Origin of the sequence: Leptospira idonii, from assembly GCF_004770995.1 — a bacterium.
GTDB lineage: Bacteria > Spirochaetota > Leptospiria > Leptospirales > Leptospiraceae > Leptospira_A > Leptospira_A idonii.
Genome location: NZ_RQHW01000047.1, coordinates 35,399 through 60,876 on the forward strand (window position 1 = coordinate 35,399; position 25,478 = coordinate 60,876).

At 41.3% G+C, this 25,478-nt stretch carries 23 protein-coding genes; 13 read left to right on the forward strand and 10 right to left on the reverse strand.

Annotated features, from left to right (window positions below):
- Window positions 1-5 precede the first annotated feature (5 nt).
- From EHS15_RS12030 to EHS15_RS12050, 5 genes are all read right to left on the reverse strand, one after another.
- A complete protein-coding gene (locus EHS15_RS12030) occupies window positions 6-1,226 on the reverse strand; it encodes a hypothetical protein (RefSeq protein WP_135760826.1) in 1,221 nt (406 codons plus the stop codon).
- Window positions 1,223-2,950, reverse strand: coding sequence for a DUF2339 domain-containing protein (locus tag EHS15_RS12035; RefSeq protein ID WP_135760827.1), 1,728 nt, complete (start codon window positions 2,948-2,950; stop codon window positions 1,223-1,225). Before EHS15_RS12035 ends, EHS15_RS12030 begins: the two co-directional genes overlap by 4 nt.
- Before the next feature lie 111 nt (window positions 2,951-3,061).
- A complete protein-coding gene (locus EHS15_RS12040) occupies window positions 3,062-3,529 on the reverse strand; it encodes an SRPBCC family protein (protein WP_135760828.1) in 468 nt (155 codons plus the stop codon).
- 62 nt (window positions 3,530-3,591) lie between these two features.
- Window positions 3,592-4,053 carry an SRPBCC family protein gene (locus EHS15_RS12045; RefSeq protein WP_135760829.1) on the reverse strand — a complete coding sequence of 154 codons (462 nt, stop codon included), beginning with the start codon at window positions 4,051-4,053 and terminating at the stop codon, window positions 3,592-3,594.
- Window positions 4,016-4,396: an ArsR/SmtB family transcription factor gene (locus EHS15_RS12050; protein ID WP_135761465.1), complete on the reverse strand. Its 381-nt coding sequence runs from the start codon at window positions 4,394-4,396 to the stop codon at window positions 4,016-4,018. Before EHS15_RS12050 ends, EHS15_RS12045 begins: the two co-directional genes overlap by 38 nt.
- A gap of 427 nt (window positions 4,397-4,823) precedes the next feature.
- Between EHS15_RS12050 and EHS15_RS12055 the strand changes: the two genes are divergently transcribed.
- The 3 genes from EHS15_RS12055 to EHS15_RS12065 all read left to right on the forward strand — a co-directional run bounded on the left by EHS15_RS12055 (window position 4,824) and on the right by EHS15_RS12065 (window position 7,499).
- The gene (locus EHS15_RS12055) at window positions 4,824-5,660 is read left to right on the forward strand and encodes a flagellin N-terminal helical domain-containing protein (RefSeq protein ID WP_135760830.1); all 837 of its coding nucleotides are present in this window, start codon (window positions 4,824-4,826) and stop codon (window positions 5,658-5,660) included.
- A gap of 204 nt (window positions 5,661-5,864) precedes the next feature.
- Window positions 5,865-6,707 carry a flagellin N-terminal helical domain-containing protein gene (locus EHS15_RS12060; RefSeq protein ID WP_135760831.1) on the forward strand — a complete coding sequence of 281 codons (843 nt, stop codon included), beginning with the start codon at window positions 5,865-5,867 and terminating at the stop codon, window positions 6,705-6,707.
- A gap of 267 nt (window positions 6,708-6,974) precedes the next feature.
- Complete coding sequence (locus EHS15_RS12065; RefSeq protein WP_135760832.1) at window positions 6,975-7,499, forward strand: hypothetical protein; 525 nt, start codon at window positions 6,975-6,977, stop codon at window positions 7,497-7,499.
- 31 nt (window positions 7,500-7,530) lie between these two features.
- On the opposite strand, the gene EHS15_RS19120 is transcribed toward EHS15_RS12065, so the two are convergent.
- Both EHS15_RS19120 and EHS15_RS12070 read right to left on the reverse strand, forming a co-directional pair.
- Window positions 7,531-7,698: a hypothetical protein gene (locus EHS15_RS19120; protein WP_167884222.1), complete on the reverse strand. Its 168-nt coding sequence runs from the start codon at window positions 7,696-7,698 to the stop codon at window positions 7,531-7,533.
- A gap of 706 nt (window positions 7,699-8,404) precedes the next feature.
- On the reverse strand, window positions 8,405-8,776 hold the full coding sequence (locus tag EHS15_RS12070) for a tetratricopeptide repeat protein (protein WP_135760833.1): 372 nt from the start codon (window positions 8,774-8,776) through the stop codon (window positions 8,405-8,407).
- Between the two features lie 290 nt (window positions 8,777-9,066).
- On the opposite strand from EHS15_RS12070, the gene EHS15_RS12075 reads away from it, so the two are divergent.
- Both EHS15_RS12075 and EHS15_RS12080 read left to right on the forward strand, forming a co-directional pair.
- Window positions 9,067-9,567, forward strand: coding sequence for a hypothetical protein (locus tag EHS15_RS12075; RefSeq protein ID WP_135760834.1), 501 nt, complete (start codon window positions 9,067-9,069; stop codon window positions 9,565-9,567).
- Between the two features lie 40 nt (window positions 9,568-9,607).
- The gene (locus EHS15_RS12080; RefSeq protein WP_135760835.1) at window positions 9,608-10,189 is read left to right on the forward strand and encodes a hypothetical protein; all 582 of its coding nucleotides are present in this window, start codon (window positions 9,608-9,610) and stop codon (window positions 10,187-10,189) included.
- A gap of 58 nt (window positions 10,190-10,247) precedes the next feature.
- On the opposite strand, the gene EHS15_RS12085 is transcribed toward EHS15_RS12080, so the two are convergent.
- Complete coding sequence (locus EHS15_RS12085; protein WP_135760836.1) at window positions 10,248-10,763, reverse strand: peptidylprolyl isomerase; 516 nt, start codon at window positions 10,761-10,763, stop codon at window positions 10,248-10,250.
- Window positions 10,764-10,854: 91 nt separating this feature from the next.
- A complete protein-coding gene (locus EHS15_RS12090) occupies window positions 10,855-12,711 on the reverse strand; it encodes an ABC transporter ATP-binding protein (protein WP_135760837.1) in 1,857 nt (618 codons plus the stop codon).
- Between the two features lie 90 nt (window positions 12,712-12,801).
- Between EHS15_RS12090 and EHS15_RS12095 the strand changes: the two genes are divergently transcribed.
- The 8 genes from EHS15_RS12095 to EHS15_RS12130 all read left to right on the forward strand — a co-directional run bounded on the left by EHS15_RS12095 (window position 12,802) and on the right by EHS15_RS12130 (window position 24,144).
- On the forward strand, window positions 12,802-13,350 hold the full coding sequence (locus EHS15_RS12095) for a rhodanese-like domain-containing protein (RefSeq protein WP_135760838.1): 549 nt from the start codon (window positions 12,802-12,804) through the stop codon (window positions 13,348-13,350).
- A gap of 173 nt (window positions 13,351-13,523) precedes the next feature.
- Window positions 13,524-15,569, forward strand: a complete 2,046-nt coding sequence (locus EHS15_RS12100) for an AsmA family protein (protein ID WP_135760839.1) — start codon at window positions 13,524-13,526, stop codon at window positions 15,567-15,569.
- Window positions 15,570-15,709: 140 nt separating this feature from the next.
- Window positions 15,710-16,303, forward strand: a complete 594-nt coding sequence (locus EHS15_RS12105) for a YceI family protein (RefSeq protein WP_135760840.1) — start codon at window positions 15,710-15,712, stop codon at window positions 16,301-16,303.
- A gap of 193 nt (window positions 16,304-16,496) precedes the next feature.
- Window positions 16,497-16,892 carry a DoxX family protein gene (locus tag EHS15_RS12110; protein ID WP_246052127.1) on the forward strand — a complete coding sequence of 132 codons (396 nt, stop codon included), beginning with the start codon at window positions 16,497-16,499 and terminating at the stop codon, window positions 16,890-16,892.
- Window positions 16,893-17,060: 168 nt separating this feature from the next.
- A complete protein-coding gene (locus tag EHS15_RS12115; RefSeq protein ID WP_135760841.1) occupies window positions 17,061-20,195 on the forward strand; it encodes a PAS domain S-box protein in 3,135 nt (1,044 codons plus the stop codon).
- Between the two features lie 63 nt (window positions 20,196-20,258).
- Window positions 20,259-20,795 (forward strand): NAD(P)H-dependent oxidoreductase, encoded by a 537-nt coding sequence (locus EHS15_RS12120; protein WP_135760842.1) that lies wholly within the window; start codon window positions 20,259-20,261, stop codon window positions 20,793-20,795.
- On the forward strand, window positions 20,795-22,651 hold the full coding sequence (locus EHS15_RS12125) for a monovalent cation:proton antiporter-2 (CPA2) family protein (protein WP_135760843.1): 1,857 nt from the start codon (window positions 20,795-20,797) through the stop codon (window positions 22,649-22,651). Before EHS15_RS12120 ends, EHS15_RS12125 begins: the two co-directional genes overlap by 1 nt.
- A 179-nt stretch (window positions 22,652-22,830) precedes the next feature.
- Window positions 22,831-24,144 (forward strand): Lcl domain-containing protein, encoded by a 1,314-nt coding sequence (locus tag EHS15_RS12130; RefSeq protein WP_167884223.1) that lies wholly within the window; start codon window positions 22,831-22,833, stop codon window positions 24,142-24,144.
- 59 nt (window positions 24,145-24,203) lie between these two features.
- Here the strand turns inward: EHS15_RS12130 and EHS15_RS12135 are convergent, their stop codons facing one another.
- Window positions 24,204-25,427, reverse strand: a complete 1,224-nt coding sequence (locus EHS15_RS12135; protein ID WP_135760845.1) for a lipoprotein LipL46 — start codon at window positions 25,425-25,427, stop codon at window positions 24,204-24,206.
- Between the last annotated feature and the right edge of the window lie 51 nt (window positions 25,428-25,478).

The window sequence follows — 25,478 nt, forward strand, 5'->3', positions numbered from 1 at the left end:
TTCCGTTAGACCGTAGATTCCTTGTTTATTTTTTTGTAAAAGATCCAGCCGATTCCTGCAATGAATGCGAGACCTAGATAAAAGAGTCCGTTTGCGATATAACCGGATGTAGGAGGTTCCGTTAGACTCCATCTGAATTCAGGGTTGTCCATTTGTCTTTCCAGTGTAAAGGACACGGTGCCTGCCTGAATGTCTTCATTTCCTGGAACAAAGTTTTGGTCGAAGTCCGGATACTTGGAATAACGATTTCCGAAATACAATTCTATTTTGTTTTCTTTATCTTCCGGAATATAAAATAAAATCTCTTCTTGCGTTTGGGACTGAACTGCTTGCGAAAGCCGGATAGGCAGATTGTCTCCATTGATGATTTCTACTTTGTATTTTCCTGAAACAAGGAAATTGAGCGGGATCGTTGTAAATTCTCCGTCTTCGGGAGAATGGGAGATCATTCCGTTGAAGGCAGGCTTCCATTCATGGTTTTCAAAGGCGGTGATCTTAATTTCTCTCTCCCATTTATTTTCCTTAAACTTCAAATTCAAAATGGAAAAAGGGGATTGAGTTTCATTGGGAAATAAATAGACAAAGGAGTTATCTTCCGCTTCAGGCGTAGGGATGTCCGTATTCGAAGTCCAAACGGAAGCAGTTTCCAATTTCCTTGCATAAGCGTATGGGAATTTATAGGACAGATTGTTCGGTCCTTCCACTCTAAGAAAACGGTTTCTAGTGAGATTCAATTCCACCTGAGCATTGTTTTCTTCTCCGTAACGAAATACGGAAGAGGAAGTATTATAGACCCAGTGATTCGGAGTCGAACCGGAAGAAATTTCCAACTGTGCTTCATAAGAAGCATCACTTTCCGCTTCCAAACGGGTATAAACCATTCCGGGAGGGAGTTTCGGAAGTTCCAAAACAAAGATCGTTTGATAATCTTCATCTTTTTTATAAAGAAGTTTCGTTTTGATTTTTTCCAATTTGGAGGAGTTTCTATCTACAACGGTTCTACGAAAGTAAGGAATATAGGAATCACCCTGTACTAGCCTGATATCCCCGTAGAAAGATCCTTTGAAAACTTCTTCATCCAATAGAATTCTGCCCACTTTACTGTCCTCTGCCGAATAGGTGGATTTAATATCTTTCTTATATTTGAAACCGCTCGGTTGAAACGGTCCCGCAAATAAGGAAGAGGTCAGAGAAAATAAGATAACAAAGATTAAACTAAATTTCATGTTGTTTTCCTTTTTGAACGATTGTATAAAATTCCAGTGAGGAAAAGAGCTCCTCCCAATGCAAAACCTGCGATGATGCGGGCTAAAATTCCCATATTCCAGAAATCATAAATATATAATTTTAAGATTACGATTCCCAGACAGAAAAGTCCCACCTTTCTTGCGAACGGCACAGGCATTATGAAACTCACGACTGTGAAGATCACTCCGTAAAATGCGAGAAAGGATGTGTAACCCAGAGAATGATATTCCGGACTCACATTATAATAAACGTCTATAAAACTTCCCAAAAGCAGAACGGGAAAAGAACCCCAGAGATAAATGTCCGGGATGTCTTTGACTCCTTTTCCGATCCGATAACTTGCGAAGATGAGTAAAGAAGAAACAAGAAAAAGCGCAAACCTTCCGTTCAGTAAAAACAATGCATCGTCAAATATGAATTGTTTGGCGACCAAAGAAATAATCCCTAAAATCCAAAAAGGAATCCCCAATGCATAAAGAATCTCCGATTTGAATCGGGCACCTGTGAGACTTAAAAAAGCCGCAAAAGCAATGAGAGTGAATCTTAGGGCATATCCTTCCAATCCTAGGAAGATGGATGTGAGTATAAAAGGAGTCCCGCCTAATGCCAATACTCCGTAAACGGAATCCAATAAAGGTTTCGTTTCTTTCGTTTTCGCAAGAGAAGCGAGTAGAAAAACATAATAAACGATCACGATTCCCAAAACGAAAGCCGCTTGGAATTTCGGGAAAAAAATTGAGGAGATCCAAATTCCCTGAAGGAAGGTGAATAATAAGGCAAGCCCTGTGGTGATGGCGGATAAAACTCCTGCGAGCCCCTTTTCTTTAGGAAGCAGCAAGGATTCCCTATAAAGAAATATCAGGAAAGTGCCTAATTGGAACAAGATAGGGAATCCCCATCCGGAAACTTCCAGTTTTTCTAAGGCCCAGCCGCTAAAGACTAAATGATCTCCTATTAAGAGGACTAATGGTGCGATCCTCCAGCGAGTATGGGAAGAGATCAGTAAAAAAATAAAATTCCAGAACAATAGATAGGTGAATAGGAATTGATACGAGTTTTCGCCTGTGGAAAGTAATACGGGAACAAGGAAGGCACCCAAAGCTCCGAACCCGAAAACGACTTCGTTTTTGAAGAAGGATGACAACGCAATGATCGTTAAACTGTGTATGAACAATCCTACAAAACAAGCTTCCAAAGAATATAGATCGTACAGAAAGTAACCCAGATAATAAGAGGCAAAGAACAAAGAAGAACCTGTACCGATCAAAGAAGGACCTATCTTCGGCCAAGGTTTTAAATATCTGATACCTTGGATCGTCACTATCGCTCCCGTTAGAATTCCCAGCCAGATCCTTACGGATTCGTTGATCCAGTATTTTTCAAAGGCAAGTTTGAGAAACCAGATGGCGGCAAGCAACATGGACACTAGTCCGATTTTTATAAATAAATTTTCCCCTAAAATCGATTCCCAATCGATTCGTTTCGATGAGGAAGAAGGAGTTTTTTCCTGGGAATAGGCCGCTGCAGGGGTGAGCGCGGTAGTTTTTTCCGGTTCTTTGGTCTTTGTTTGCGGAACCGCAGACTCTTGTTTGTTTTGCACTAGCCTTAGGCTTTGTGCTTCCGATTTCAGGTTTGCTAATTCTTTTTCCAAAGAATAGATTCTTTGTAAGAGAGATTGCACCTGCTCATCTTGGTTTGCCATGGAGGCGAGTTTTTCAATTTGTTCATACTAGAGAAAGCATTTTTCTCGATTTAAAATACTAGGAAAACCGCAGGATAGGGGCGCACATTTTATATGTACGCCTTTTCGCTATTAGTTCATATCATCGATTTTGATATCATCCGGAGCGGGTTTGCCTTTGCCTGTTTCCAGGAGATCTCTCAAACTGAGAAGAAAGATCACCCATTTTGTACTACAATGCGCAGTGAATTCAGTTTCGTTTTTCCAGTCTTGGTGACGAAAGAGAATCAAAGTCAGAGCTGTTCCGTCAGGTGCATTCCCTTGTTTGAGAGTGAAGTCGATATGGGAACCGATCCAATCTTCCGGCCCGGAGATACATTCCCAAAGAACTCTGTCTTTTGTAGCTTCCAGAACCTTCATTTCGAAACCTGCCAATCCGAAATCGAAACGAATCGTTTCTCCAGCGGAGGAGGCGCCTTTGTTAAATGTTCCCGTTACTTGTTTGGTCCACCATCCTGAGAGACCTTCCTTGGTGGTAAGAGCCTGGATCACTTTTTCCGCTCCTGTTCGAATTCCTAATTTGTGGTAAATTCCGTTCATGTTTTTTTATCCTTCTTCATTCCTTTTTCTTTGCGGCATTGCCAATAAAGACTGTTATATGGTTATTCTTTTCCCAGCCATTGATCGAGGCCTTCTAAAATGTTGGTCCAACCGCGGCTGTGTTCTTTGATTTGGAAATCTTCCGTCAAACGTTCGTGAGTTAACGTAATTAATGTTTGCGGTTTGGGAAGATTGTCCTTGTTTATGGTGGGAGGGAGTTCTTGGAATAAAACAGTAACAAGTGTATCACGTTCATCCGTCATGTGCGATTTCCAGGTGAACACTAGTTTGTTCGGCTCTTCTATGGTAATATACTCTCCGCTATGAGGCAATACTTGTCCGTTCAAAAGCATATTGATTTGAAACTGTCCGCCAGGACGAGGATCAATCCTTACCGATTCGAATCCGATCGTATCTTCCGCTAAAAACCATTTTGCGAAATCATCCGGTTTGAGCCAGGCGCGGAAGAGTCTCGTTGAATCTGCGTTAATTTTTTTTTCTACTTTTAGAATCAGTGCCGTCATTGTCTTGTTCCTCCATAAGTGCTTCTAATCTGTCGAGTTTGTTTGTCCAAAATTTCTGATGATAGGTGAGCCAGTCGTAAGCTTTAGTAAGGGACTTGTTTTGCAGTTCGATCCGAAAACTTCTTCCGTCGTTCGGGTCTTTTACTTTTTGTACGAGACCTGCGGTCGTTAAAACTTCTATGTGTTTGGCGGCGCCGGTAAAAGACATAGAAAAGGGCTCTGCCAATTCGGAAATGCTGAGAGATCCTTTTCTTAGATCAGCTAACATTCGTCTTCTGGAAGGATCTGCAAGTGCCGCAAAGACACGATCCAGTTTTTGGTCTTCTGAAAATAATTCAACCATCTGGTTGAATAAATGAAAAAGGAGAGGCTCTGTCAAATATTATTCAACTATTTGGTTGAATAAATTGTCTGTTTGGGAGGAAAAGGCTCTTTCCTGGGAAGGTTATGTAGGAATCCCCAAAAAATCCTGAAAATCGCTTCAGGAAAATGAAATTTGGTCGATCCTCCTATTAGGAAAAATTTAAACTTTTTTTCAAAAAAATAAAATGCTAAAGTCGGCCAAAAAAGCCAAAAAACTTTAATATTTTGTAAAAATTCTCAAATCCTGCTTAAAATCTTCAAATTAATTTCTATTCTCCGATCACCGACATTCAAAGGGAACAAATAGAGATTTTTAGGCACAATAGGGCCTGGAAACCAGACACAAAAAACCAGAGAGGGAAGGGATTCCCTCTTGCACAAAGATCAAACGTTTCAAGGAGGAAACCATGATCATAAATCACAATTTAGCCGCGATCAACTCCCACCGCGTGCTCAAGTTTCAAAACGAGGAAGTTTCCAAGAATATGGAAAAACTTTCATCCGGAATGCGTATCAACCGCGCAGGTGACGATGCATCCGGACTTGCCGTTTCTGAAAAAATGAGAACGCAAGTGAATGGTCTTAGACAAGCTGAGAGAAACACCGAAGACGGAATGTCCCTCATTCAAACGACTGAAGGATACCTCCAAGAAACAGGCGATATCATCCAAAGGATTCGCGTGTTGGCGGTTCAATCATCTAACGGGATCTACACGGAAGAAGACAGACAAATGATCCAAGTAGAAGTATCACAACTCATCGATGAGGTGGATCGTATTGCTTCTCAAGCAGAGTTCAATAAAATGAACCTTCTGCAAGGTGCATTTGCTCGTGGATCAGCCAAGGCTTCGATGTGGTTCCACATTGGAGCGAATCAACACCAAAGAGAGAGAGTTTACATTGGTACAATGACAGCTCAAGCTCTTAAGTTGAAAGGCCAAAAATTCACGTTGTCTACTGCCGATGGAGCCAATGAAGCGATTTCCGTTCTAGACAATGCTCTGCAAGCGATTAGTCGACAAAGAGCGAACTTAGGTGCTTATTTCAACCGCATGGAACATGCCGCAAAAGGTTTGATGAATGCGTATGAGAACACCCAAGCGTCCGAGTCTAGAATCAGGGATGCAGACATGGCGGAAGAAACCGTTGCATTCACAAAGAACCAGATCTTAGTACAATCTGGAACTGCGATGCTTGCTCAGGCGAACGTCCGTCCACAAGGTGTGCTTTCTCTCCTTCGTTAATTAAGCGGCATAGCCTCATCTTAGTTTGGTGAGGCTTTGCCTAATTTTTCAAAGGGTTGTGTGACTTTAGCGTTAATAATTGATAATCGGCCGGCTTTCCCCTGCCAGGTGGCAATGTGAAAGCTCATCCTTGACACCGGACAGGGATTGTCCGGCTAAACGTTTTCCCAAAACGTTTGGCAGTACACAAAGGAGTGTAAGCCAATGATTATCAATCACAACATGAGTGCGATTCAATCACATCGTGCTCTCAAGTTTACACAATGGGATGTAGATAAGTCCATGAGGAGTTTGTCTTCCGGCCAAAGAATCAATCAGGCTGGGGATGACGCATCGGGACTTGCTGTTTCGGAAAAACTGCGAACTCAAATCCGCGGTTTACGTCAGGCAGAAAGAAATACGGAGGATGGACTTAGTTTCATTCAGACTGCAGAGGGTTTCCTCAATCAGTCTGCTGAAATCGTCCAAAGAATCCGTACTCTGGCAATCCAGACATCGAACGGAATTTACACCCCGGAGGACAGGCAGCTCGTGCAGGTAGAAGTATCTGCGCTGGTGGATGAGATCGATCGAATTGCGTCTCAAGCAGAGTTTAACAAGTTTAAGCTGTTTGAAGGTGCATTTGCTCGTAAATCTCCCAAGGCGTCGATGTGGTTTCAGATGGGAGCGAACGCGAACCAACGCGAACGTTTCTATATAGGAACCATGACATCCAAAGCTTTAAAGATGTCGAAAGGGGAGCTTTCTCTTTCAACACCTGGAAAGTCGGATACTGCGATTACCTTGGCTGATTTCGCCTTGGACAAGATCATGAGACAAAGAGCGGATATGGGAGCCTATCAAAATAGACTCGAAGCCGCGGCAAAAGGTCTTATGGGTGCGTATGAAAATATGCAGGCGTCTGAATCAAGGATCAGGGACGCAGATATGGCTGAAGAAATGGTAGCGCTGACCACGAAACAAATTCTGGTGCAAAGCGGTACGGCAATGCTAGCGCAAGCCAGTCTTCGGTCAAACTCTGTATTACGACTCTTACAGAATACGTAAGAGAAGTAATTAGGCAAGAGTTGCCTTAAACTATTGGCCTCTTTTTCGACGGCAACTTCGGAAAAGAGGCTTTTCTGTTTTAGGTTAAGAGTATATACTGAAATAGAATTTTGTTTTTATTGCATATTCTTTTGAAATAAGTTATTTTAGATAAAAAGTAGAATCGTTTTTTCTTTTATGAAATTTCAGAATCACGGCTTTTTCTTTGACTCACCTATAGACTGTTTGTTTGCTGTAGTTCTATCCGGTTAGTATTAGGAAAGTATTGTGAAAAAAATGATAACGATTTCGATGATTTTGCTTTTTATTTTGGCAGAATGTAAAAGTGAAAAAAAGCCTCTTCTGGAAGATGAGTCGTTAGGGAAAAATCTGCTTTTGATCAGTATGCTGCAAAACTTCTGTCACTATCGTATCGTTAAAACTGAGATTATCTCAATACCTACAGTGACCGTATCGGGAGTGTATCGAATTTGCGGCGACAGTGCAGGAGATGTAAGAATTAAATTTGCCGATTATAGTAAAACTTATAGAATCACTGCTATTCCTGGAACTGCTACTTATTGGCCTTCTTGTTCCGGGACTGTGACGGTTACATACGGAGCTTATATGTCTGGATCTGCTCCTCTTAGAACGATCGTAGGAAGTGATGAAAGAAATGTAGAATTGAAACCGAGTGAATCCGAGTCTTATTTGGTAACTTCCAGTTCTCCACCGGGATCCCTCTGTAGAATCAATGGAAGGATACCTTTGCAGACGACGGAGTTTCGCATCCTATTTGAAGAGATTGATTGATTGCCTTTAAAAGAAGGAGTGAAAAGAGGAATTAGAAATTAAGAAAAAAAAGAATTATTCCAGAAAGATCTTTCCCTTTCTTTCTGGAATACAATTTACCGGAAGGTTTTACTTTTGTTGGTTTGGAAACAAAACAAAGACGGGAAACCTTTTTGATTTGTTTCACTTGATTTTGAAGTCGAGTGTCTTTTGCTTTCATACGTCTTAGATATCGTGATTTTTTAAAAAAAGTCAATAAGGATTTTTATTTTTATAAACCTTGTCTAATAGGTAACAAATTATTTTCGGTTCTTGAAAAGTAGGGAAATAAACCAGTCCATAAGCTTGTTCGTAATTTATTTGTAAGGCGATCGTATTTCCTGAAGAAATAGGTATAAGGAATGGAAATGGTTTGTGTTTTTGAGAAAGAACCTTTGTTATTCTTAAAATAATCAAAGTTTCCTTGGCCTAGGGTGGTTCCTAAGCTAGGGTTTGTTACGATCACATCAGCCCCCTGTGATATCTGATAAAGTGACTCCGAATCCGAAATTCATGCTCATAATCGAACCAGTAAAGACAGCATCTGCCGTTCCTGTTGTGCTTAGATCCGATTAGAAATTCCTGAAATACCTTGGCTTTGGAACAAATAAGCGGCGCCGTAATCTCCTGCTGCATTATTTGCTCCCACCAAGAGGTCGGAATAACCGTGGACATCTGTAGTTATGAATGTTCTGATAACATTCTACCATGGGATAAAAAAAGAGTTCGCCCAATAGTTGATGGTAATTCATGTAATGATAGTTATAGATAAAAATTGAAGCTGCTGCGAAGCCCTTTTTTTGGCAAATCCTGGCGTAGGGTTGAGTTTTGTTTTCCCATTATGTCGGTTAGGTAGTTTTGAAACTCAAGTGAAATGATTCATTTTTTTATTTATAATGATAATAATGATCGGGGTCGTCCCATTTTGCCTTTTCTATATCTCTGATATTTCGGATCTTTTTCCTGTCTAGTTCCGCCTTTTCGAATTCGGAATTAATAATGAAAATTTTGGCACGAAGTTCCAATGCTGGGATAAAATCATGCATAATGGAAATAGCGATATCACATTCTTTTAAAGCTTCCTCATATTTCTTTTTTTCGAAATAGATCTCCGCCAAAAATAGATGATGGCTGTGGGTAAAAGAAGGATGAACTAAACTTAAGAATTCTGTCATTTTTTTAAATGCCAGATCGGTAAACCCTCCTTCTCGTAGACGTATTGCATCTTCCCTTAATTGTATTAAATGGTCTGAAGACATAAGCTATGTTACCTCCCGTAGAAACTTTATCGACTCAGCCGCAAAAATAAATTATTTTTTATCTGTTTTGTATATTCGTATCGATGGTTTGTGGAAAAATTTCTTATTTCTAAAGTTCGAAGATTTATTGCATGATTTAAGAAAAAATTGAATATTTTGATAAAAAAAGTTATACGTTAGTTTCTGTTTTTATGTGTCCATTTCTTTGAAAAGATTGACTCTGTTTTTTTTATATCATTCCCTCCTTACAAATGAAAAAAATAAAATACTTAATTTCTGTTTTTCTTATATTGAGTTTAGCCTTAGTAAACTGTAAAAACGATAAAAATAAAAAGGAGGAAGACGGTGAGATCACCAAGGAAGATACTATGCTTTTCCTTCTTTTACTTGCAGCGAGCCAAAAACCTCCTTGTAGTACAAACGTAGGATCGAAAGTGACAATTCCCGCTTCAGGAACATATTCTGTTTGCGGAAGTAGCAGCGGTTCTACGGAAGTGGTCTTTGCGAATCCTTCGGTTCAATACAATGTGGTTGCAACGGAAGGAAGAGCCAGTTATTCTTTTTCGGGTTGTAGTTCCACATCCAGAACTCTGCCTGTTTCCTTTTCTCAAACTGTGGGTTCCACTTCGACTGTCTTAGTATCTTCTTCTGGAACAAGTAATCTGGATTTTACACCGAATGCATCCAATACCTATAAAATCGAAGGGTCCAGCGCTCCTTCCTTAACATGCGGTGGGGTACGTGTTTCCCCTTCGGTTACCGAGTATAGAATTACATTTACGGTTAAATAGTGTTATGTGTAATTATGAAGTTTATACAGAGGGATTTTTTATGAAGTATCTTCTATTTTTTGTTTTAAGTTTAATCGGCTGTGTCAGCAGCTTTAAAAAACATACCCCAATCTTGGCTGTAGGTGTTGATCTGCCTCAGTCTTTGGAATGGCAGTTAGCGTCCGATAAAAGCGCAGGAGGGGAATATCTAAAAGAATGGATTCCTGTATCAAACAATGTCGCAAATACGGAATGGATCATCGTTGAGCAAAAATTTAATAATACAAGTTCGGCTCATTCTTTTATCCAATCTGTATTTGCTTTGGCAAAGTCTCAATGCACGAATATTTTATACAATGGCCCTGATCGAAAGGATATTGGAGAAAGCGAAAGTTATGTAGGACGTCTTATGTGTGCGCAACAAATTGGGAAAGAATACGGAACCTTCACTGAAATGAGAGTTCTATCTGACGGTTTGCATATTTTCGTGATCACTAGTGAAAGAAGATTCCCTCCTACACAGAAGGCCGGTCAATTCGAGTTTCGCACACCGGAAGAGATCATTGCATTTAATAAGAAAATCAGTGAATCTGCACTTTTTGTTAGAAACTCTATCACTGTATGTACTGCGAATTGCAGTTAGCTGATTTGAGGACGAATCCCTTACCTTAGAATTAGATCCAAAGTAAGGGCAGGAATTTTTAGGCTTTTCTTTCGTCTAGGATGGAATTCCACTCATCTAAGTGTGGTTTTGCGATTGCGAAAACTTCGGTAGTATCTCCTTCGATCGTTACGGATTCGATTTTGTCTCCCTGGCGAATCGAGTTTACTACAGCTTGGTCTTTTTCATCGATCACTTCACCGAATACGGAATGTTTGCCGTCCAACCAGTTGGTAGGAACATGAGTGATGAAAAATTGGCTTCCGTTTGTGTTCGGTCCAGCATTGGCCATGGAAAGAATTCCTGGTTTATTGTGTTTTAGATCGGATACGAATTCGTCTCTGAATTTATAACCTGGGCCGCCGGTTCCTGTTCCGGAAGGGCATCCGCCTTGGATCATAAAATCATCGATCACTCTATGAAAGTTGAGGCCGTTGTAAAAACCTCTTTGTGCTAAATTTACAAAATTGGCTACAGTGTTCGGTGTTTTATCGGCGAACAGTTTGAGTCTGATTTCGCCTTTGTTCGTTTTGAAGGTTGCAGTAAGTTGTCCCATGTCTTTTATGAGAATTTTCCAAGCATTTACAAGCAAGTCTAAAAACTGTCGTTTTTAGGAGAATCCGTTCCTGATTCTTCCGAAAACGATTCTATTTATATCCTGCCGCCTGAAGGGAAAACAAATGAGCATAACGTCCGTTTATCTTTAAAAGTTCTTCGTGACTTCCATGTTCCATGATTTTTCCATCGGACATAACAATGATTTGATCCGCCATTCTCACTGTGGAAAAACGATGAGAGATAAGAACCACCATTTTGTCTCCCGTTAAGGAACGAAAATGATTGAATATATTCATTTCCGCTTCCGCATCCATCGCGGATGTAGGTTCATCCAATACGAGTATGTCCGCATTCTTTCTCATAAACGCTCTGGACAAAGCCAGTTTTTGCCATTGCCCGCCGGAGAGTTCTTGTCCTCCCTTAAACCATTTCCCTAATTGCGTTCCATAATCTGCAGGAAGATTTTTGATGAAAGTTTGAGACATTCCTTTTTCGGATGCGGAGACCCATTCTTCTTTGTCCGTAAGATGATCCACATCTCCGACTCCTATATTTTCTCCAACGGTAAATTGGTATTGTACGAAGTTCTGAAAGATAACTCCTATTCTTTTTCTTAGAACGTTCAGATCCCAATCCTGCAGATCGACTCCGTCTAACAGAATTCTGCCTGAAGTAGGAGTGTACAATCGTGTGAGAAGTTTGATCAGTGTGGTTTTGCCGGAACCGTTTTCTCCTACGATTGCCAATTTTTCGGAAGGTTTCAAATGAATGGAAATATCTTTCAATACCGGTTCCGTATTTCCAGGATAGGTGAAGGATACGTTCTCAAAACGGATTCCTTCTCTGTTGGATCCTTCTTTGATTTTACCTTGAGGGATGGGAACAGGTTGTTCCAAAAATTCGTATAAATTGGCTAAGTACAGATTGTCCTCATACATCCCTCCTATGGAAGTCAGAATGGAAGAGAAGGTGGATTGGCCTTGTCGGAATAGAACGAGATACATAGTCATCTCTCCCAGACTGATGTTTCCCGATATGGCCTTGATCACGATCCATGCGTATGCGGAATAAAATGCGATCGTACTGAGTAATCCCAATAGATATCCCCAGATTCCTTTTTTGATGGTAAGGTCTCTATCTTCCTTGTACAATCGTTCGAAAATAAAACGATAACGATCCAGAAGCATCGGTCCCAATTGAAATAATTGGACTTCCTTCGCATGATCTTCTCTTGCGATTAGAGTTTCTAAATAATTTTGTTCTCTCGTTTCGGGAGATCTCCATCGGAAAAGGCGGAATGCATGTTCCGAAAATTTAGTTTCCGCAATGAAAGAAGGAATCCCCGCGACTAATAAAAGTAAAACGGCCCAACCGGAGAGTTGGAGAATGAGCCCTGTGAATGTGAACAGTATGATGGCGGATTGACAAAGACCGAAACTGCGATTGATGAGAGCGAGCGGTCTGCTGGATGCCCCTGTGCGTGCTTGGGTCATTTTATCGTAGAACTCAGGATCTTCGAAATGAGTCAGCTCCAATGTTAACGCTTTTTCCAGGATGAGTTCGTTCACCTTTTGTCCCAAGAGCACTTTTAAAAGCGATTGGCAAACGTTCAGTCCTTTTTGGGAAGCAGCAAGCAGTATGATGGCCGCCGCTTCAATGCTAACATAGGTTAGTGAGGGAAGGGAAAGAGTGAAGTAGGATAGGGATTCGGAACCTGAGCGGGAGGCGATGACAACGCTGTCCACTATCAGCTTGCCTACATAAGCGATTCCTGCAGGTAAAATTCCTCCGATCAATGTTAAAACGGCAATGGCGATCGTTAATTTGCGGTTGGTTTCCCAAACGAGTAAAAATGCTTTTCCTATGTAGCGGAATAGGGATCCTGCAGGTATTTTTTTCTGCGATTCAACGGGAGGGAGTGTATAATTCGGTTTCGGTTCTCTCATTTATTTGTTGATTTTTCGACTGTCCGGGGAGATAAAATGGTCGAGAAGATTTGTCAGAAGCATCAGAAACAATTTATTTAGGGGTCAATTATGAAATCGATTCTAATCCTTTTTTCCTTACTCGTTTTTGCAACCGTTCTTCCTGCGGAAAAGTTAGAAAAGAAAGCTTCCGTAAAAAAGAAAACTAGAGTCGAGTCGATTCCTAACAAACTCATCGATTACAAAGGATTCCAAAAAATCGTAGTAGAATCCGCCGGCGATCGGGAACTCAAACGGCTTACGGAAGATAAATTTTTGACAATGATGAAGGAACCGGATGTTATCATTCTGGATGCGAGAAGTTCTTCTCGATTTGTTTTGCGTCATATCAAAGGTGCGGTGAATCTTCCCTTTACCGATTTTACGGAACAGTCTCTTGCTTCTGTAATTCCTGGAAAGGATGTGAAGGTTCTCATCTATTGTAATAATAATTTCGAAGGAAGTCCTGAGTCTTTTGCTGCGAAAGCCCCAGCCGCTTCTTTGAATTTGTCCACATACACTTCCTTAAAAGCTTACGGTTATGTGAACATTTACGAGTTAGGGCCTCTTTTGGATACTTCCACAACTAAAATCCCTTTCGAAGGTGAAGAGGTTCAGTAAATAATTCGAACAGAAGCGGGAAACGCTTCAGAAGCTCGAAATAAATTTCGGTAAACGGTCGTTATCCTGCCATGCCCTTCTTTTTCTCTTCGCTATTTCTTTCTCCGCTTCGGTTGAAAAGAAGGAGAAAATAAAGGGTTTACAGACGGAAAATCGATTGTACATTTCATTCCATGTTTCTACGAGTGTTCCGTTTTCTTTCCTTTTTCATTTTGGGAATTGTCATTTTTTTCTTTTTTCTCTTCTTAGGTCTGAAACAAATTTTAGACCGCCAGTCCGTAAAAGACATAGCTGTAGATACCATCCGTAAATACGTCCAACTGGATTTAAGTTATTCCGAAATCAAATCCATCGTATTTCCTCTACCTGGACTTCAGATTAGAGATTTAAAAGTCAAAGATGGAAACGAAGAGATCGTTTCTTTATCTTCTTTGGAAGTTTATTTGAGCGTTGTTTCTTTGTTGAAGAGCGAATTGAAATTGAACTCTCTACTTGCGGAAAAGGGAACTCTTTATCTTCTAAGAGATAGAAACGGTTCTTTTCCGATTCTGACCAAATTACGGTCTTTGTCTAAGGATGATAAAAAAGAAGAGGAAGAGATAAAGGAAGAAGGTCCTAAAGCTCTTTTATCCCTCATTCCTGAGAATCTCACAGTAAACGATTTTTCCGTGTTTCTTACCGAGGAACAAACGGAATCGACCCATATCCTGCAGATCCAAAATGCGGATCTTTCCGTCGATGCGGGAGATCTTTCCGCTTCCTTTCACACCAAAGTAAAGTTAAATGAAAAAGATTTGTATGCTGATGTTTACCTCCATCTCGAAAAGAACGAATGGAATCTAAATTCTTTGTATTTTAATTCTTCTTTCGGCTTCAATGAATTGGAACTGGGAAAATACCAAGATCTAGTAGGCATATTCGAAAATGCGGATCTAACGAATGCGAAAGTTTCAGGAGACATTCAAGTTCAAAGAAAAAAAGAAGGAGGATTCGAACTTCAATTGTCCCGATTGCTTCTTTCCGATGCAAAAAACTCCCGTCATACGGAGTTGGGAGAACTTTCTTTCGCTTCCGAATTGAATTATGACCCTCAAAAGAAACTGGCTGAATTAAAACGTTTGGACATTGCCTTGGGGAATTATGCGAAGTTGGATCTGAGCGGCAGTTTTTCCCAAGAGGAAAATCACAATCTGCAATTATTATTGAAGTCCGAGTTTATCGATTTGAAAAAAGTTTTGGCGCTTCAAAACAGTTTTTCTAAAATCAATCCGAGTCGATCCAAAATCATCAGTTCTTATCTAAAACATAAACCGGCATCCTCTCCCCCTGAAAAAAAGGAGGAGATACAAATTCCTTTGACCGCAAAACTTTCTTTAGATGTGAAAAACTTCAATGCGGACGGTTACGTATTCTCTTACGTAAAAGGGGATGTGAACTATGGAAATCAGGAAGTTCTGTTTCCTGAAATTTCAGCAGGGATCTACGGAGGGGAGATTCGTGTGAACGGCAATTTGAAGCTTGCCTCTCGGTATCCGGAATTGAATGCGAAATTGAATTTGAGTTCCATCAACTTGGAACCTGCGCTTTTGAAAGCGGCGGATCAAAAATTGATCAAAGGTAGATTGAATTCCAATCTAACCTTATCAATGTTTGTTGGACCTAAAGAGATGATTCAAAATTCTCTGCGCCTCAAGGGAAATTTTTTCGTTCGGAACGGTGCCCTGCAAGGATATGCAAACTTCATCAAGCCGATCGCAGAGATCGGAAAACTTTTGAACTTCAACGGATCTTCCGGAGACAGCACTTCTTTCGAGTCCATATCCGGGAAGATAGAGATGCAGAACCAAAAGCTCACTCTTTCCGAATTCGATATGAAAGGAGTCGGACTCTCCGCAGTCGGAGGTGGTATCTACCAAGCCAACGGCAAAATCGATATGAAGTTCACTGTGGCTTTGCCCGGACTTGCCGGTAAGGCGGTCAAACTTCCCATTTTGTATAAGGGGGTGTTCGGAAGAAACTTCGCTTATATCGATCCTATCTGGCTTGCTTCCGTATATGCGGGGACAGTTCTTCTGGCTGGGCCTGTAGGTGCCGTTGTAGGAGGTCTTGCCGGATCCACTGTTTCTGACACTGTAGAAAAGACGATAGGGACTGTGGAAGATTCCGTCGAATCAGTGAAGGATTTCTTTTTTGGAAAAAAGGATCCTAAAAAGAAATAAGCTCAAAAGAGAACACTTTTGGCGTTATATTGGAAATATTTTCACTATAGTGATGTTTTTTCTTTGAAAATAAAAATACGAAAGTCTACTCTAGAGAAAAGCGTTTGGATCTCTGTCTAAATCGCTAAGGAGAAAGATACATGTCTAGTATTAGATCGATCATTGCAGTTGCATTGACTGCCTTCGCATTTTCGGGAGTGAGTGCCCAAAGTTTCCAAGTAGATGCATCTCACAGTTCCGTGGGATTCAAAATCAAACATTTAGGAATCGCAACCGTTGCGGGAACCTTTAAGGAATTTGATGCTAAGTTCGGATTTGATGAAAAAACAAATTCACTCAGCATCGTAGATGCTACCATCAAAACAAAATCCATTCATACGAATGAAGAGAAGAGAGACAGCCACTTAAAAGGAGGGGATTTTTTCGATGTGGATAAATTTCCTGTGATCACTTTCAAAGCTAGCAAACCAGTAGCTGTGAAAAAAGGCGCTGTCGTAAAAGTTCCTGGCGAACTTACCATCAAAGGAGTTACCAAACCGGTTGTATTGAACGTAAAATATGCGGGAATCGCAAAAGACCCGTGGGGAAATACTAAGTTAGGTTTTGAGGCAGATACGAAAATCAAAAGAGCTGATTTCGGTCTTACTTGGAATAAAACCTTGGAAACAGGCGGTCTTCTTGTAGGAGAAGATGTAGACATCAAAATCGAAGGGGAAGCCGCTCCGGCTCAGTAATCTCCATCCAAGAAGGCTTTTCGAAGCCTTCTTTTTTCCTTCCTTCCCCCTCTCTGAAAATAAGCAACCTCTCAATTAAAAAGATCCCTATCACACTTTCCCGATTTCGTCGAATTCATCTAAGGAAATTATTTTTTCCTTGGATTCGGAAAGAACAGAATGGAAAATTGATCCCCGAAGGATGCTTACAGAGATGACAAAGCTGCAAAAAATCATATTTCACATTTCCCGTTGGGTTTCTTCCTTAATCCTTTTGGCAACTCTGTATTTCAAACTGTCCGGTGCGGAAGAGTCCGTATTTATCTTTTCCACTTTGGGAATGGAACCTTGGGGCAGGTATTTGTCCGCAGGGGTGGAACTATTCGCTGCCGTTTTTTTAATTTTGCCTTCTTTCGTCTGGTTAGGCGCTTTGATTTCTTTGAACGTAATCGCTGGAGCTGTCATTTCCCATTTGATTTTTTTGGGAGTGGAGGTAATGGGAGATCGCGGACTTCTCTTTTTTCTGGCCTGTGTGGTATTGTTTTCCTCCGTGTATCTGACTTATATGGAAAGAAATAAAATTCCTTTCGTGAAACAGTATTTAGGCTAGAGTAGCAGTTCGAACCGTATTTTTCCCGAGAGAGGAGTATTTTCGATTTACATAAAGGGAAGGATATGAAGAAATATTTTTTTCCTTAAAAATCCTGTTTCTTTGTTTTAAAATTTCTGATTAAAATTCGTCTTCTAATTGCGTCCGACGCAAATGGTAACTCTGACTATGCGACTATCTTTGGAACAAGAGCTTTATGAGTGGGTAAGAACCAATCAGGAAGTTTTCGTTTTTACGCAAAAATACGCATTGGATGGAATATTGATCCTGGATTTGCAAAATCCGGAGGCGCAGTGGGCCAATCCAAAACTTGTTTCTCTTCTAGGTTACGAATACACAAACTCTGAAAACATAAAAATCCTAGAGACTGCCGATTTCGATTCCTTAAAGGCATATATTCTTTCTCATTCGGATATAAATCGCTACGAAGATTCCCTCGATCTCTCTTTCGCCTGCAAGGATGGTTCTTCGGTTTTCTTAAAAGTCAGGATCTTCGCATTTTATGATTCTTTCGGAATTCCTAAGAAACTTCTTTGTTGCTGCGAACAGATTGCCCCTAAGAATCTCATATCTTGGCAAATGAAAACAGCAGAGCTTTTGGAAGAGACGAACCTGGTCGCCAAAGTAGGCGGATGGGAATACAATCTGATCCATAAGGTTTTATTTTGGTCGGCAGTGACTAAAATCATACATGAAGTCGATACTACCTATTCTCCCACCATCGAACAAGCATTCGATTTTTATGCCGATTCAGACAATAAGGAAGAGATAGAAACTGCGGTTTCCCTCGCAATCTCTTCCGGTAAATCATTCGATCTGGAACTGCAAATCATCACCGCTAAAAAAAATCTGCGTTGGGTGCGAGCCATCGGAAGAGCGGAATGGAAAGACGGGGCTTGCATCCGTATTTTCGGAACCTTTCAGGATATCAGTGAACAAAAGTTATCCGAAATTCTGAATCTTAGACTCGCAAAAATCGTAGAGTCTTCCAGAGATGCGATCATATCCATCGACTTAGAGGGAAAAATAACCACTTGGAATTCGGGAGCGGAAAAGATCTTCGGATACAAAGCGATCGAGATGATCGGGCAATCTTTTTTCCTTTTGATTCCTGATGACATCTTAGCCAATGAAATTCTAATCCATAAAATCATAAACGAAGGAACCGAACTTCCCGCTTATGAAACCAAAAGGAAAACGAAATCAGGAAATCTAATCTCTCTTTCCGTTTCCGTATCTCCTATTTTGGACTCGAAAGGAAAGGTGATCGGGATAAGCAAAGTAGGAAGAGACATCACCGAACAGAAGATCAAGGAAGCCCAACTAAAACATGCGAACGAACTTTTGGAACAAACCAGCCAATTGGTGCGCATTGGCGGATGGGATGCGGATCTTATCAATAACGTAGGTTCTTGGTCTTCCGTTACCAAAGAGATGCATGAAGTTCCTTCCGACTATGTGCCTAACATCGAAAAGGGGCTTGATTTCATTAAAGAAGGAGAGAGCAGGGATCGTGTAAAAGAAGCGATTTCTTTACTGATTTCGAAAGGAATTCCTTACGATATAGAAATGCAGCTTGTGACTGCCAAAGGAAATGAACTTTGGGTTCGTTCCGTTGCAAAGGGAGAGTTTCAAAACGGAGTCTGCACCCGCATTTTCGGAGCGATTTACGATATAGACGAGAAGAAAAAAACGGAAATGGCCCTCTCTTTGGAAAGAGCCAGATTACTAGCGTTTGTTGAAAATGCTCCGGCCGCAGTGGCAATGTTCGATAAAGAATTAAAGTATGTAGCTGTGAGTGATCGTTGGCTCATCGATTATAAACTTCAGGGACAAAATCTAAAAAGCCGTTCTCATTATGAAGTGTTTCCTAACATAACTCAAGAATGGAAGGATGTTCATAAGCGTTGTCTTGCAGGAGAGATCGTTGCCAACGAAAGAGATCGTTGGAGGCCGGAAGGCTGGACGCAGGATCAGTTTTTGAAATGGGAGATCCGTCCTTGGTACGATATGGATCGAAGCATCGGCGGTATCATGATGTTCACCCAAGATATTACCGAGACTGTATTACAAAATACGGAACTCCAAAAAGCGAAGTCTATTGCTGTACAGGCAAGCGATGCTAAATCCGATTTTCTAGCAAATATGAGTCATGAAATCAGAACTCCTATGAACGGGATCATCGGTTTTATGGATCTTCTTTTGAAAACGGATCTGGATGAAACGCAACACGAATATATGATGACCATCGCTCAGTCCGCTAATTCTCTTTTGGACATTGTGAACGATATCCTCGATTTTTCCAAAATAGAAGCGGGAAAGATGGAACTGTCTTTGGAAAAAACGAATCTTTATGATTTGGGAAGACAAGTGACAGATATGATCCGTCACCAGGCGGAGACCAAGGGCTTAAAAATAGAAGTCTATATCGATGAAACGATTCCTTCTTTAGTCATTGCGGACATCGTCCGTCTTCGACAAATTATTGTTAATTTACTCAGTAATGCGATTAAATTTACCGAGATAGGTAAAATCGAATTTAGACTGGAGAACTCAGGTAAAATCGGAAAACAAACCTATCTGCTTCATTTTTCTGTGAAAGATACCGGTATGGGGATTGCTCCTGAAAACCAGAGAAAAATTTTCGAAGCTTTCACTCAGGAGGATTTTTCCACCACACGCAGGTTTGGTGGAACAGGGCTCGGTCTTGCCATTTCGAACAGGCTTCTCGCTTTGATGGGAAGTACTTTGAATGTGGAAAGTGAATTAGGTAAAGGAAGTAAATTTTATTTTGATCTTCCCGTAACGGTTTATATCGATGAGGAAAGTCTGCGTCATTCCTTGTTTTTAGTGAACCATGTCGAAAAAACAAGCCAAAGCAAAATTCAACTTCAATCGTCCTCGGAACTTCCCAAAATCGAGGAAAGGGTGAGATTTTTGGTGGCAGAGGACAACTCAGTCAATTTATTACTCTTGAAAAGTATTATCAAAAAATTAGTCCCCAATTCGGAGATCGTCGTAGCAGAGAACGGCAAGGAAGCGGTAGAACAATTCCAAACGAGTCATCCTGACTTTATTTTTATGGATGTTCAGATGCCGGAAATGAACGGTTATGAGGCGACCCAAATCATTCGGACAATGGAAGGAGGGGATCAAATTCCTATCATTGCGGTCACTGCTGGAATCGTATCCGGAGAAAAGGAAAAATGTATTTCCGCAGGAATGAACGATTATATCAGCAAACCTGCCGTGAAGGACGACTTTGCAAAAATGCTCCACAAATGGCTGTTTAAAAAACTTTAGTGATTGTATCCTCGCCCCTAATTTTTTTCCCTTTTTCTCAGGGTCTTTTGGAACCTTTTGCAAATGGCAAAAATACTGATTCTTTTTTCTCATCCGAGCTTTGAAAAATCGAAAGCGAATCAAATACTCGTAGATCAAATTCCTTCCTCTCCCTATATCACCTTACATGATTTATATGAAGAATATCCCGATTTCCAGATAGATGTTCGAAGGGAACAACAACTGCTTTTGGATCACGATATCATTCTTCCCCAACATCCGTTTCATTGGTACAGTTCTCCTCCTCTTTTTAAACATTGGATCGATTCCGTTTTGGAGCAGGGTTGGGCCTACGGTTCCGGAGGGGATAAACTGCGAGGCAAAAAATGGATCCAAGTGATTACTACGGGAGGTGGCAAAACAGCCTATAGTCGGGAAGGCTTTCATAAATATTCTATAGAAGAGTTTTTGCTTCCTTTTACCAGGACTGCGGAGCTTTGCGGAATGGAATATCTGTCTCCGTTTCTTTTGCAGGGAACGTTTCATCTGACGGAAAGGGATTTGATCGAAGAAGGGAAAAGATACAATCGATTCCTAACTGATCTTATAGGAGGGAAATAATGAACGATCTTGATTTTTTCGTCCAAGCACTTATTTATTTATCTGCAGCCATCATCATGGTTCCTATCGCACATCGTTTGGGATTAGGTTCTGTACTTGGTTATTTATTGGCTGGAATCGGAATCGGTCCCGCAGTTTTGGGCTTTGTGGGAACCGAAGGACACGATCTTCTTCATTTTGCCGAATTCGGAGTGGTGATGATGTTGTTCGTGATCGGACTTGAACTGGAAATTTCCCTTCTCTGGCGATTAAAGTATTGGCTTTTGGGTTTGGGAGGTTTGCAGGTAACATTGACTTCCGCATTGGTTTTGGTATTCTCTTTGTTTTTCGGATTGGAAACCAAACCTTCCATCGCACTGGGGCTCATCTTGGCTCTCTCTTCCACCGCAATCGTATTGCAAACGTTAAAGGAAAAAGGACTGATGCAGTCTCTGTCGGGACAGGCTTCTTTTTCCGTATTACTATTCCAAGATATGGCAGTGATCCCTATTTTGGCGATTTTTCCTTTGCTTGCGGATTCGGATCAAACTGGCGCAGAGCACAGTTCCTCTTTGATTCACCATTTGCCAGGGTATCTGCAAACCATCATCGTCATCTTGACAGTTATTTCCATCATTCTCGCCGGCAGATATCTGTTAGGTCCCTTATTTCGCGCATTGGCATCCACTGGACTTAGGGAAGTTTTTACCGGTGCGAGTCTCCTTTTAGTGATCGGAATTTCTATTTTGATGGGGCTTATAGGAGTTTCTGCCGCGCTGGGAACTTTCCTTGCCGGGGTGGTTTTGGCGACAAGTGAGTTCAGGCACGAATTGGAATCGAATATAGAACCTTTTAAGGGGCTGTTGCTCGGTCTATTTTTCCTGAGTGTGGGTGCTTCCATGAATTTGAACGTGGTCTATGAAAATCCTTTTTTGATTTTGGGTACCGTTCTTGGAATTATGCTTTTGAAAGCATTGGTTCTTTTGCTTTTGGGTTGGATCTTTCGTCTTCCTTTGGACCAAAATCTTTATTTTGCTCTCGCCTTATCTCAAGTAGGTGAATTCTCTTTCGTGTTATTCAATTATTCCGAATCGAGCGGAATTCTTTCCGAACAAATCGTATCCACAATGGTAGCTTCCGTAGCGATCAGTATGGCGCTCACTCCGATCTTCCTTCTTGTTTATGAGAAATGGTTTAAATCCCTTTTGGAAGATAAAGGCACTGAAAAACCGAAAGAAGATGAGGTGCACGGAGAAGAGAATCCTGTCATCATTTGCGGATTCGGTAAGTTCGGAAATATGTTAGGCCGTTTTCTCAGAGTGAATCGAATCGGAATCACTGTTTTGGATTACGATGTGGATCGAATCGAAATGTTAAGAAGATTCGGCTTTAAGGTATACTTTGGAGATGCGACTCGAACGGAACTTCTTTTGTCCATAGGTGCGGAGAAAGCCACTCTTCTGGTAGCCGCCTTGGACAGTTTCGAAAAACAGGAAGAGTTGATTCGAAATGTGATCCAACATTTTCCCCATTTGACGATTTTAGCCAGGGCAGGGGATAGGGAAGAGGCATACCAGTTGAAAGAGTTAGGCGCTCACAGGGTGTATCGGGAAACGAAAAATACCGCCATCGAATTGGGAGTGGATGTTCTTAAGTCAATGGGCATTCGTTCTTATCAGGCAAGAAAAGCGGCACTCACTTTTTCCAAACATGATGAAGAGACTTTCGAAGAACTTTTCGAACATCGAAAAGATAGAAAGGCTTATATCAGTTTGGCGAAACAAAGAAATGCCGAATTGGAAAGGTTGATCCTAGTCGATAAGGGAGAAAAGGAAATCCCCCTGGATGACGAATGGGATGAGATGGAACGAAATTAATCGGTTTCCCGAATCGTAGGAAACCGGGGAGAAAAATTATCAAAAAATTATTATTGCATTGGGCCATTTCGACCTTTATTCTATAATAGAGTCGAGGGTCAATTTAAGGTAAAACTATGAATCTTGGAAAAAACTTTTTCATCATACTTCTAGTTCTTTTTTCTGCCGGGTGTGGGCCTTTGAAATTTGGTAACCCTTCCGATCCGAATTCCTCACAGTTCACATACAATCGTATTCTTCTTTGCGTTTTAGGGTTATGTTCGGACGGGACAGTCAGTTTCAGCAGACCTAGCCTTTCCGTCGTCGCCTATTCCGAGTCCGTTTCCTTATCGAGCAATATTTCCGGCGCAAGCATTCGTTATACGATAGATGGAACCGATCCTAATTCCAGTTCTCTTCTTTACGAAGGCCCTTTGTATCCTTCTAAAGATTTCGTGGGGAAACCAATCAAAGCGATTTCAGTCACTTCTTCCGGGCAGGTAGGACCGGTCTCTCAAGCACAGTTCTTCTTCCCTGTTGTGCGCACGGAACAAAATGTATGTTACACTACTTCTACAACAGTGGTTGCTTGTGATTCCGGTCTTCATAGAGGACAGGACGGTTTGGTTCAATCGGGAAAATCACAATCCTATTCCGGGCCGAATGCGAATTCGGAATTCCCTTCAGACATCACCACTACGGATCTAAACACTGGTTTGGTTTGGCAAACATGTAACTATAGTAAAACGGGACTTACTTGTACAGGATCGGATTTAACCGGAAACTGGTCCACTGCGGTTTCTTATTGTTCTTCTCTGAATTCTATGAACGGAGGAAAGGGGTATGCAAATCTTACCGGTTGGAGACTTCCTTCCATTCAAGAATCTTATTCTCTTCTTAGGCAAGCTTCTCCTTCCATCTCCAGCACAAACTTCCCGAATAACTATAATAACTATATGTTGACAGCTACTTCGGATCCCACTAATCCGAGCACGAATGCATATGCGATCGGATTTGTAAACCAAGTAGCGACTGTAACTCCTAAGTCATCGAACACTTATTCTTATCGTTGTGTTACAGGCAGCAGTCATCCTTCTTCTTCTCTTGCGGATAAAGGAGACGGAACTTTGTTCGATTCCACTACAGGAAGATATTGGACTAAGTGTTTGGCGGGAGAAGGTTCGTTGGATTGTTCCGGAACTCCTACGTCACAAACTTGGCTACAGGCAGTCGACTATTGTTCTAGTTTAACTTTAGCTTCCAAAACTTGGAGGATGCCGAATATAAATGAATTGATTTGGCTGATCAATCCTTCCGCAACTACCGCACCTTATGTTCAAGGAGCGAATCTATTTACAAGTGATCTGAATGCTAAAACTTTGCTTTCTTCCTCTACTTGGGTGAACGTCAGTTACCCGAACACCGTAGTGGCGATTCAAACGAATAACGGGCAAGGGGTGAATAGCATAGATAAAACGGTTTCTAATTATTCCCTTTGTGTATCAGGGCCTTAAAACAAACGGGCGCCCACCCATATCGGATAGGCGTCGTTTAGGTTGGTTTCTTTGCGATGTTATCTGTTTCTGAACTCCGCTTCTACCACTCCTCTTTTGGAACTAGTGATATTGAGAGTTTTGCTGGATAAAAATCGGAAGCTGGAATCTTTTTTATACATCAGCTCTTCTGCAAACATCGTTTCTTTGCCCGGGTAAGTAAGCTCCCATTCCGATCCGCCTATTTCCGTTTTGCGGTCATTGATCTGTTTTACGGAAGTAAACTCTTGAAGGTCATTCTTGAAGTTGATCGCATCCTCGAGTTCGAGTCCTTTGAATTTGAAGATCACAGTGTTTTGTTCCGTGAGTTTGAACCACTCATCTTTGATCTGTTTTGCGACTTTGTCCGAAACCAATTTCGACCAATCCTTCAATGCTTGTTCTCTGGAAACTTCCTGAGTGATGTCCGCACCTCTTCCTTCATGGGAACCCGAACCGAAAATTTTACCGTCTCCCCAAAGTTGAATGATTCGATAAGGGCCGGTCGCTGCGGAACTTAGGAAATCCGTTTTTTTACCGCCGGGAAGCACGATTGGTTTTTGATCTGTGGTAACTACTTTACCCAGAATCAAAACTTCCGCTCCTGAATCTTGCGCCAGTGTGAGAAGAGGGCTTCCTTCTTCCACTGAGTTCAAATCAAGTTTAGCCAATGCCGGATTTTTTTTCAAAAGAGCTGTTAGTTGAGAGCTATCCACAACTTTGTTTCCTTTGTTTCTTAATTTTTCTATCAATTCCGCTTCAGCGATGTTGGTTGCGGAACCGATCGGATAGGATTTTCCTTGGACTGTGGATTGGATGAGAACGGCAACTCTCGGATTTCCCACGTCATCCAAAAGAGCGTCTACAGCAGTGGAAAGTTTCGTAGCTTCCACTTCGCATCGAACATTCAGTCGGATCATATCCTGGGTGTCCAGTCTCCATTTTTCTTCACTCAGGATGTCGTATTTTTTTACGAAAGAGTCTGTCTTTCCGTAGAGTTTGGTTCCTAGAGATTGGCCGTCTGCCACTCCGGATTTTTCTGTAATTTGTTCCCCTACGAGTTTACGGATGGCATTTAGTTTTGCATCTTTGAGAGCCTTGTTGCGTGCCAGAGCCAAGTCTCCTTGGTAAATAGGCGCCTCTCCCATTGCGGTAACTACATTTTCCGGTAGATTTTGAGGTTTTTCCGCGGAAGCGGAGCTGGCACAGCCTAAGATCAATAGTAAAATACCGAGAGGGTAGTTCAAGACGGGTCGTTTGGACATGAGGAAGCAATTCTCCTTGAAGATTTGCCATATAATATAATCTTCTACTTA

Excerpts from the sequence above, each read along its gene's own strand:
- EHS15_RS12030 (WP_135760826.1), bottom strand. The coding sequence starts at position 1,226 with ATGAAATTTAGTTTAATCTTTGTTATCTTATTTTCTCTGACCTCTTCC.
- EHS15_RS12035 (WP_135760827.1), bottom strand. The coding sequence starts at position 2,950 with ATGGCAAACCAAGATGAGCAGGTGCAATCTCTCTTACAAAGAATCTAT.
- EHS15_RS12040 (WP_135760828.1), bottom strand. The coding sequence starts at position 3,529 with ATGAACGGAATTTACCACAAATTAGGAATTCGAACAGGAGCGGAAAAA.
- EHS15_RS12045 (WP_135760829.1), bottom strand. The coding sequence starts at position 4,053 with ATGACGGCACTGATTCTAAAAGTAGAAAAAAAAATTAACGCAGATTCA.
- EHS15_RS12050 (WP_135761465.1), bottom strand. The coding sequence starts at position 4,396 with ATGGTTGAATTATTTTCAGAAGACCAAAAACTGGATCGTGTCTTTGCG.
- EHS15_RS12055 (WP_135760830.1), top strand. The coding sequence starts at position 4,824 with ATGATCATAAATCACAATTTAGCCGCGATCAACTCCCACCGCGTGCTC.
- EHS15_RS12060 (WP_135760831.1), top strand. The coding sequence starts at position 5,865 with ATGATTATCAATCACAACATGAGTGCGATTCAATCACATCGTGCTCTC.
- EHS15_RS19120 (WP_167884222.1), bottom strand. The coding sequence starts at position 7,698 with ATGAAAGCAAAAGACACTCGACTTCAAAATCAAGTGAAACAAATCAAA.
- EHS15_RS12070 (WP_135760833.1), bottom strand. The coding sequence starts at position 8,776 with ATGTCTTCAGACCATTTAATACAATTAAGGGAAGATGCAATACGTCTA.
- EHS15_RS12080 (WP_135760835.1), top strand. The coding sequence starts at position 9,608 with ATGAAGTATCTTCTATTTTTTGTTTTAAGTTTAATCGGCTGTGTCAGC.
- EHS15_RS12085 (WP_135760836.1), bottom strand. The coding sequence starts at position 10,763 with ATGGGACAACTTACTGCAACCTTCAAAACGAACAAAGGCGAAATCAGA.
- EHS15_RS12090 (WP_135760837.1), bottom strand. The coding sequence starts at position 12,711 with ATGAGAGAACCGAAACCGAATTATACACTCCCTCCCGTTGAATCGCAG.
- EHS15_RS12095 (WP_135760838.1), top strand. The coding sequence starts at position 12,802 with ATGAAATCGATTCTAATCCTTTTTTCCTTACTCGTTTTTGCAACCGTT.
- EHS15_RS12100 (WP_135760839.1), top strand. The coding sequence starts at position 13,524 with ATGTTTCTACGAGTGTTCCGTTTTCTTTCCTTTTTCATTTTGGGAATT.
- EHS15_RS12105 (WP_135760840.1), top strand. The coding sequence starts at position 15,710 with ATGTCTAGTATTAGATCGATCATTGCAGTTGCATTGACTGCCTTCGCA.
- EHS15_RS12110 (WP_246052127.1), top strand. The coding sequence starts at position 16,497 with ATGACAAAGCTGCAAAAAATCATATTTCACATTTCCCGTTGGGTTTCT.
- EHS15_RS12115 (WP_135760841.1), top strand. The coding sequence starts at position 17,061 with ATGCGACTATCTTTGGAACAAGAGCTTTATGAGTGGGTAAGAACCAAT.
- EHS15_RS12120 (WP_135760842.1), top strand. The coding sequence starts at position 20,259 with ATGGCAAAAATACTGATTCTTTTTTCTCATCCGAGCTTTGAAAAATCG.
- EHS15_RS12125 (WP_135760843.1), top strand. The coding sequence starts at position 20,795 with ATGAACGATCTTGATTTTTTCGTCCAAGCACTTATTTATTTATCTGCA.
- EHS15_RS12135 (WP_135760845.1), bottom strand. The coding sequence starts at position 25,427 with ATGTCCAAACGACCCGTCTTGAACTACCCTCTCGGTATTTTACTATTG.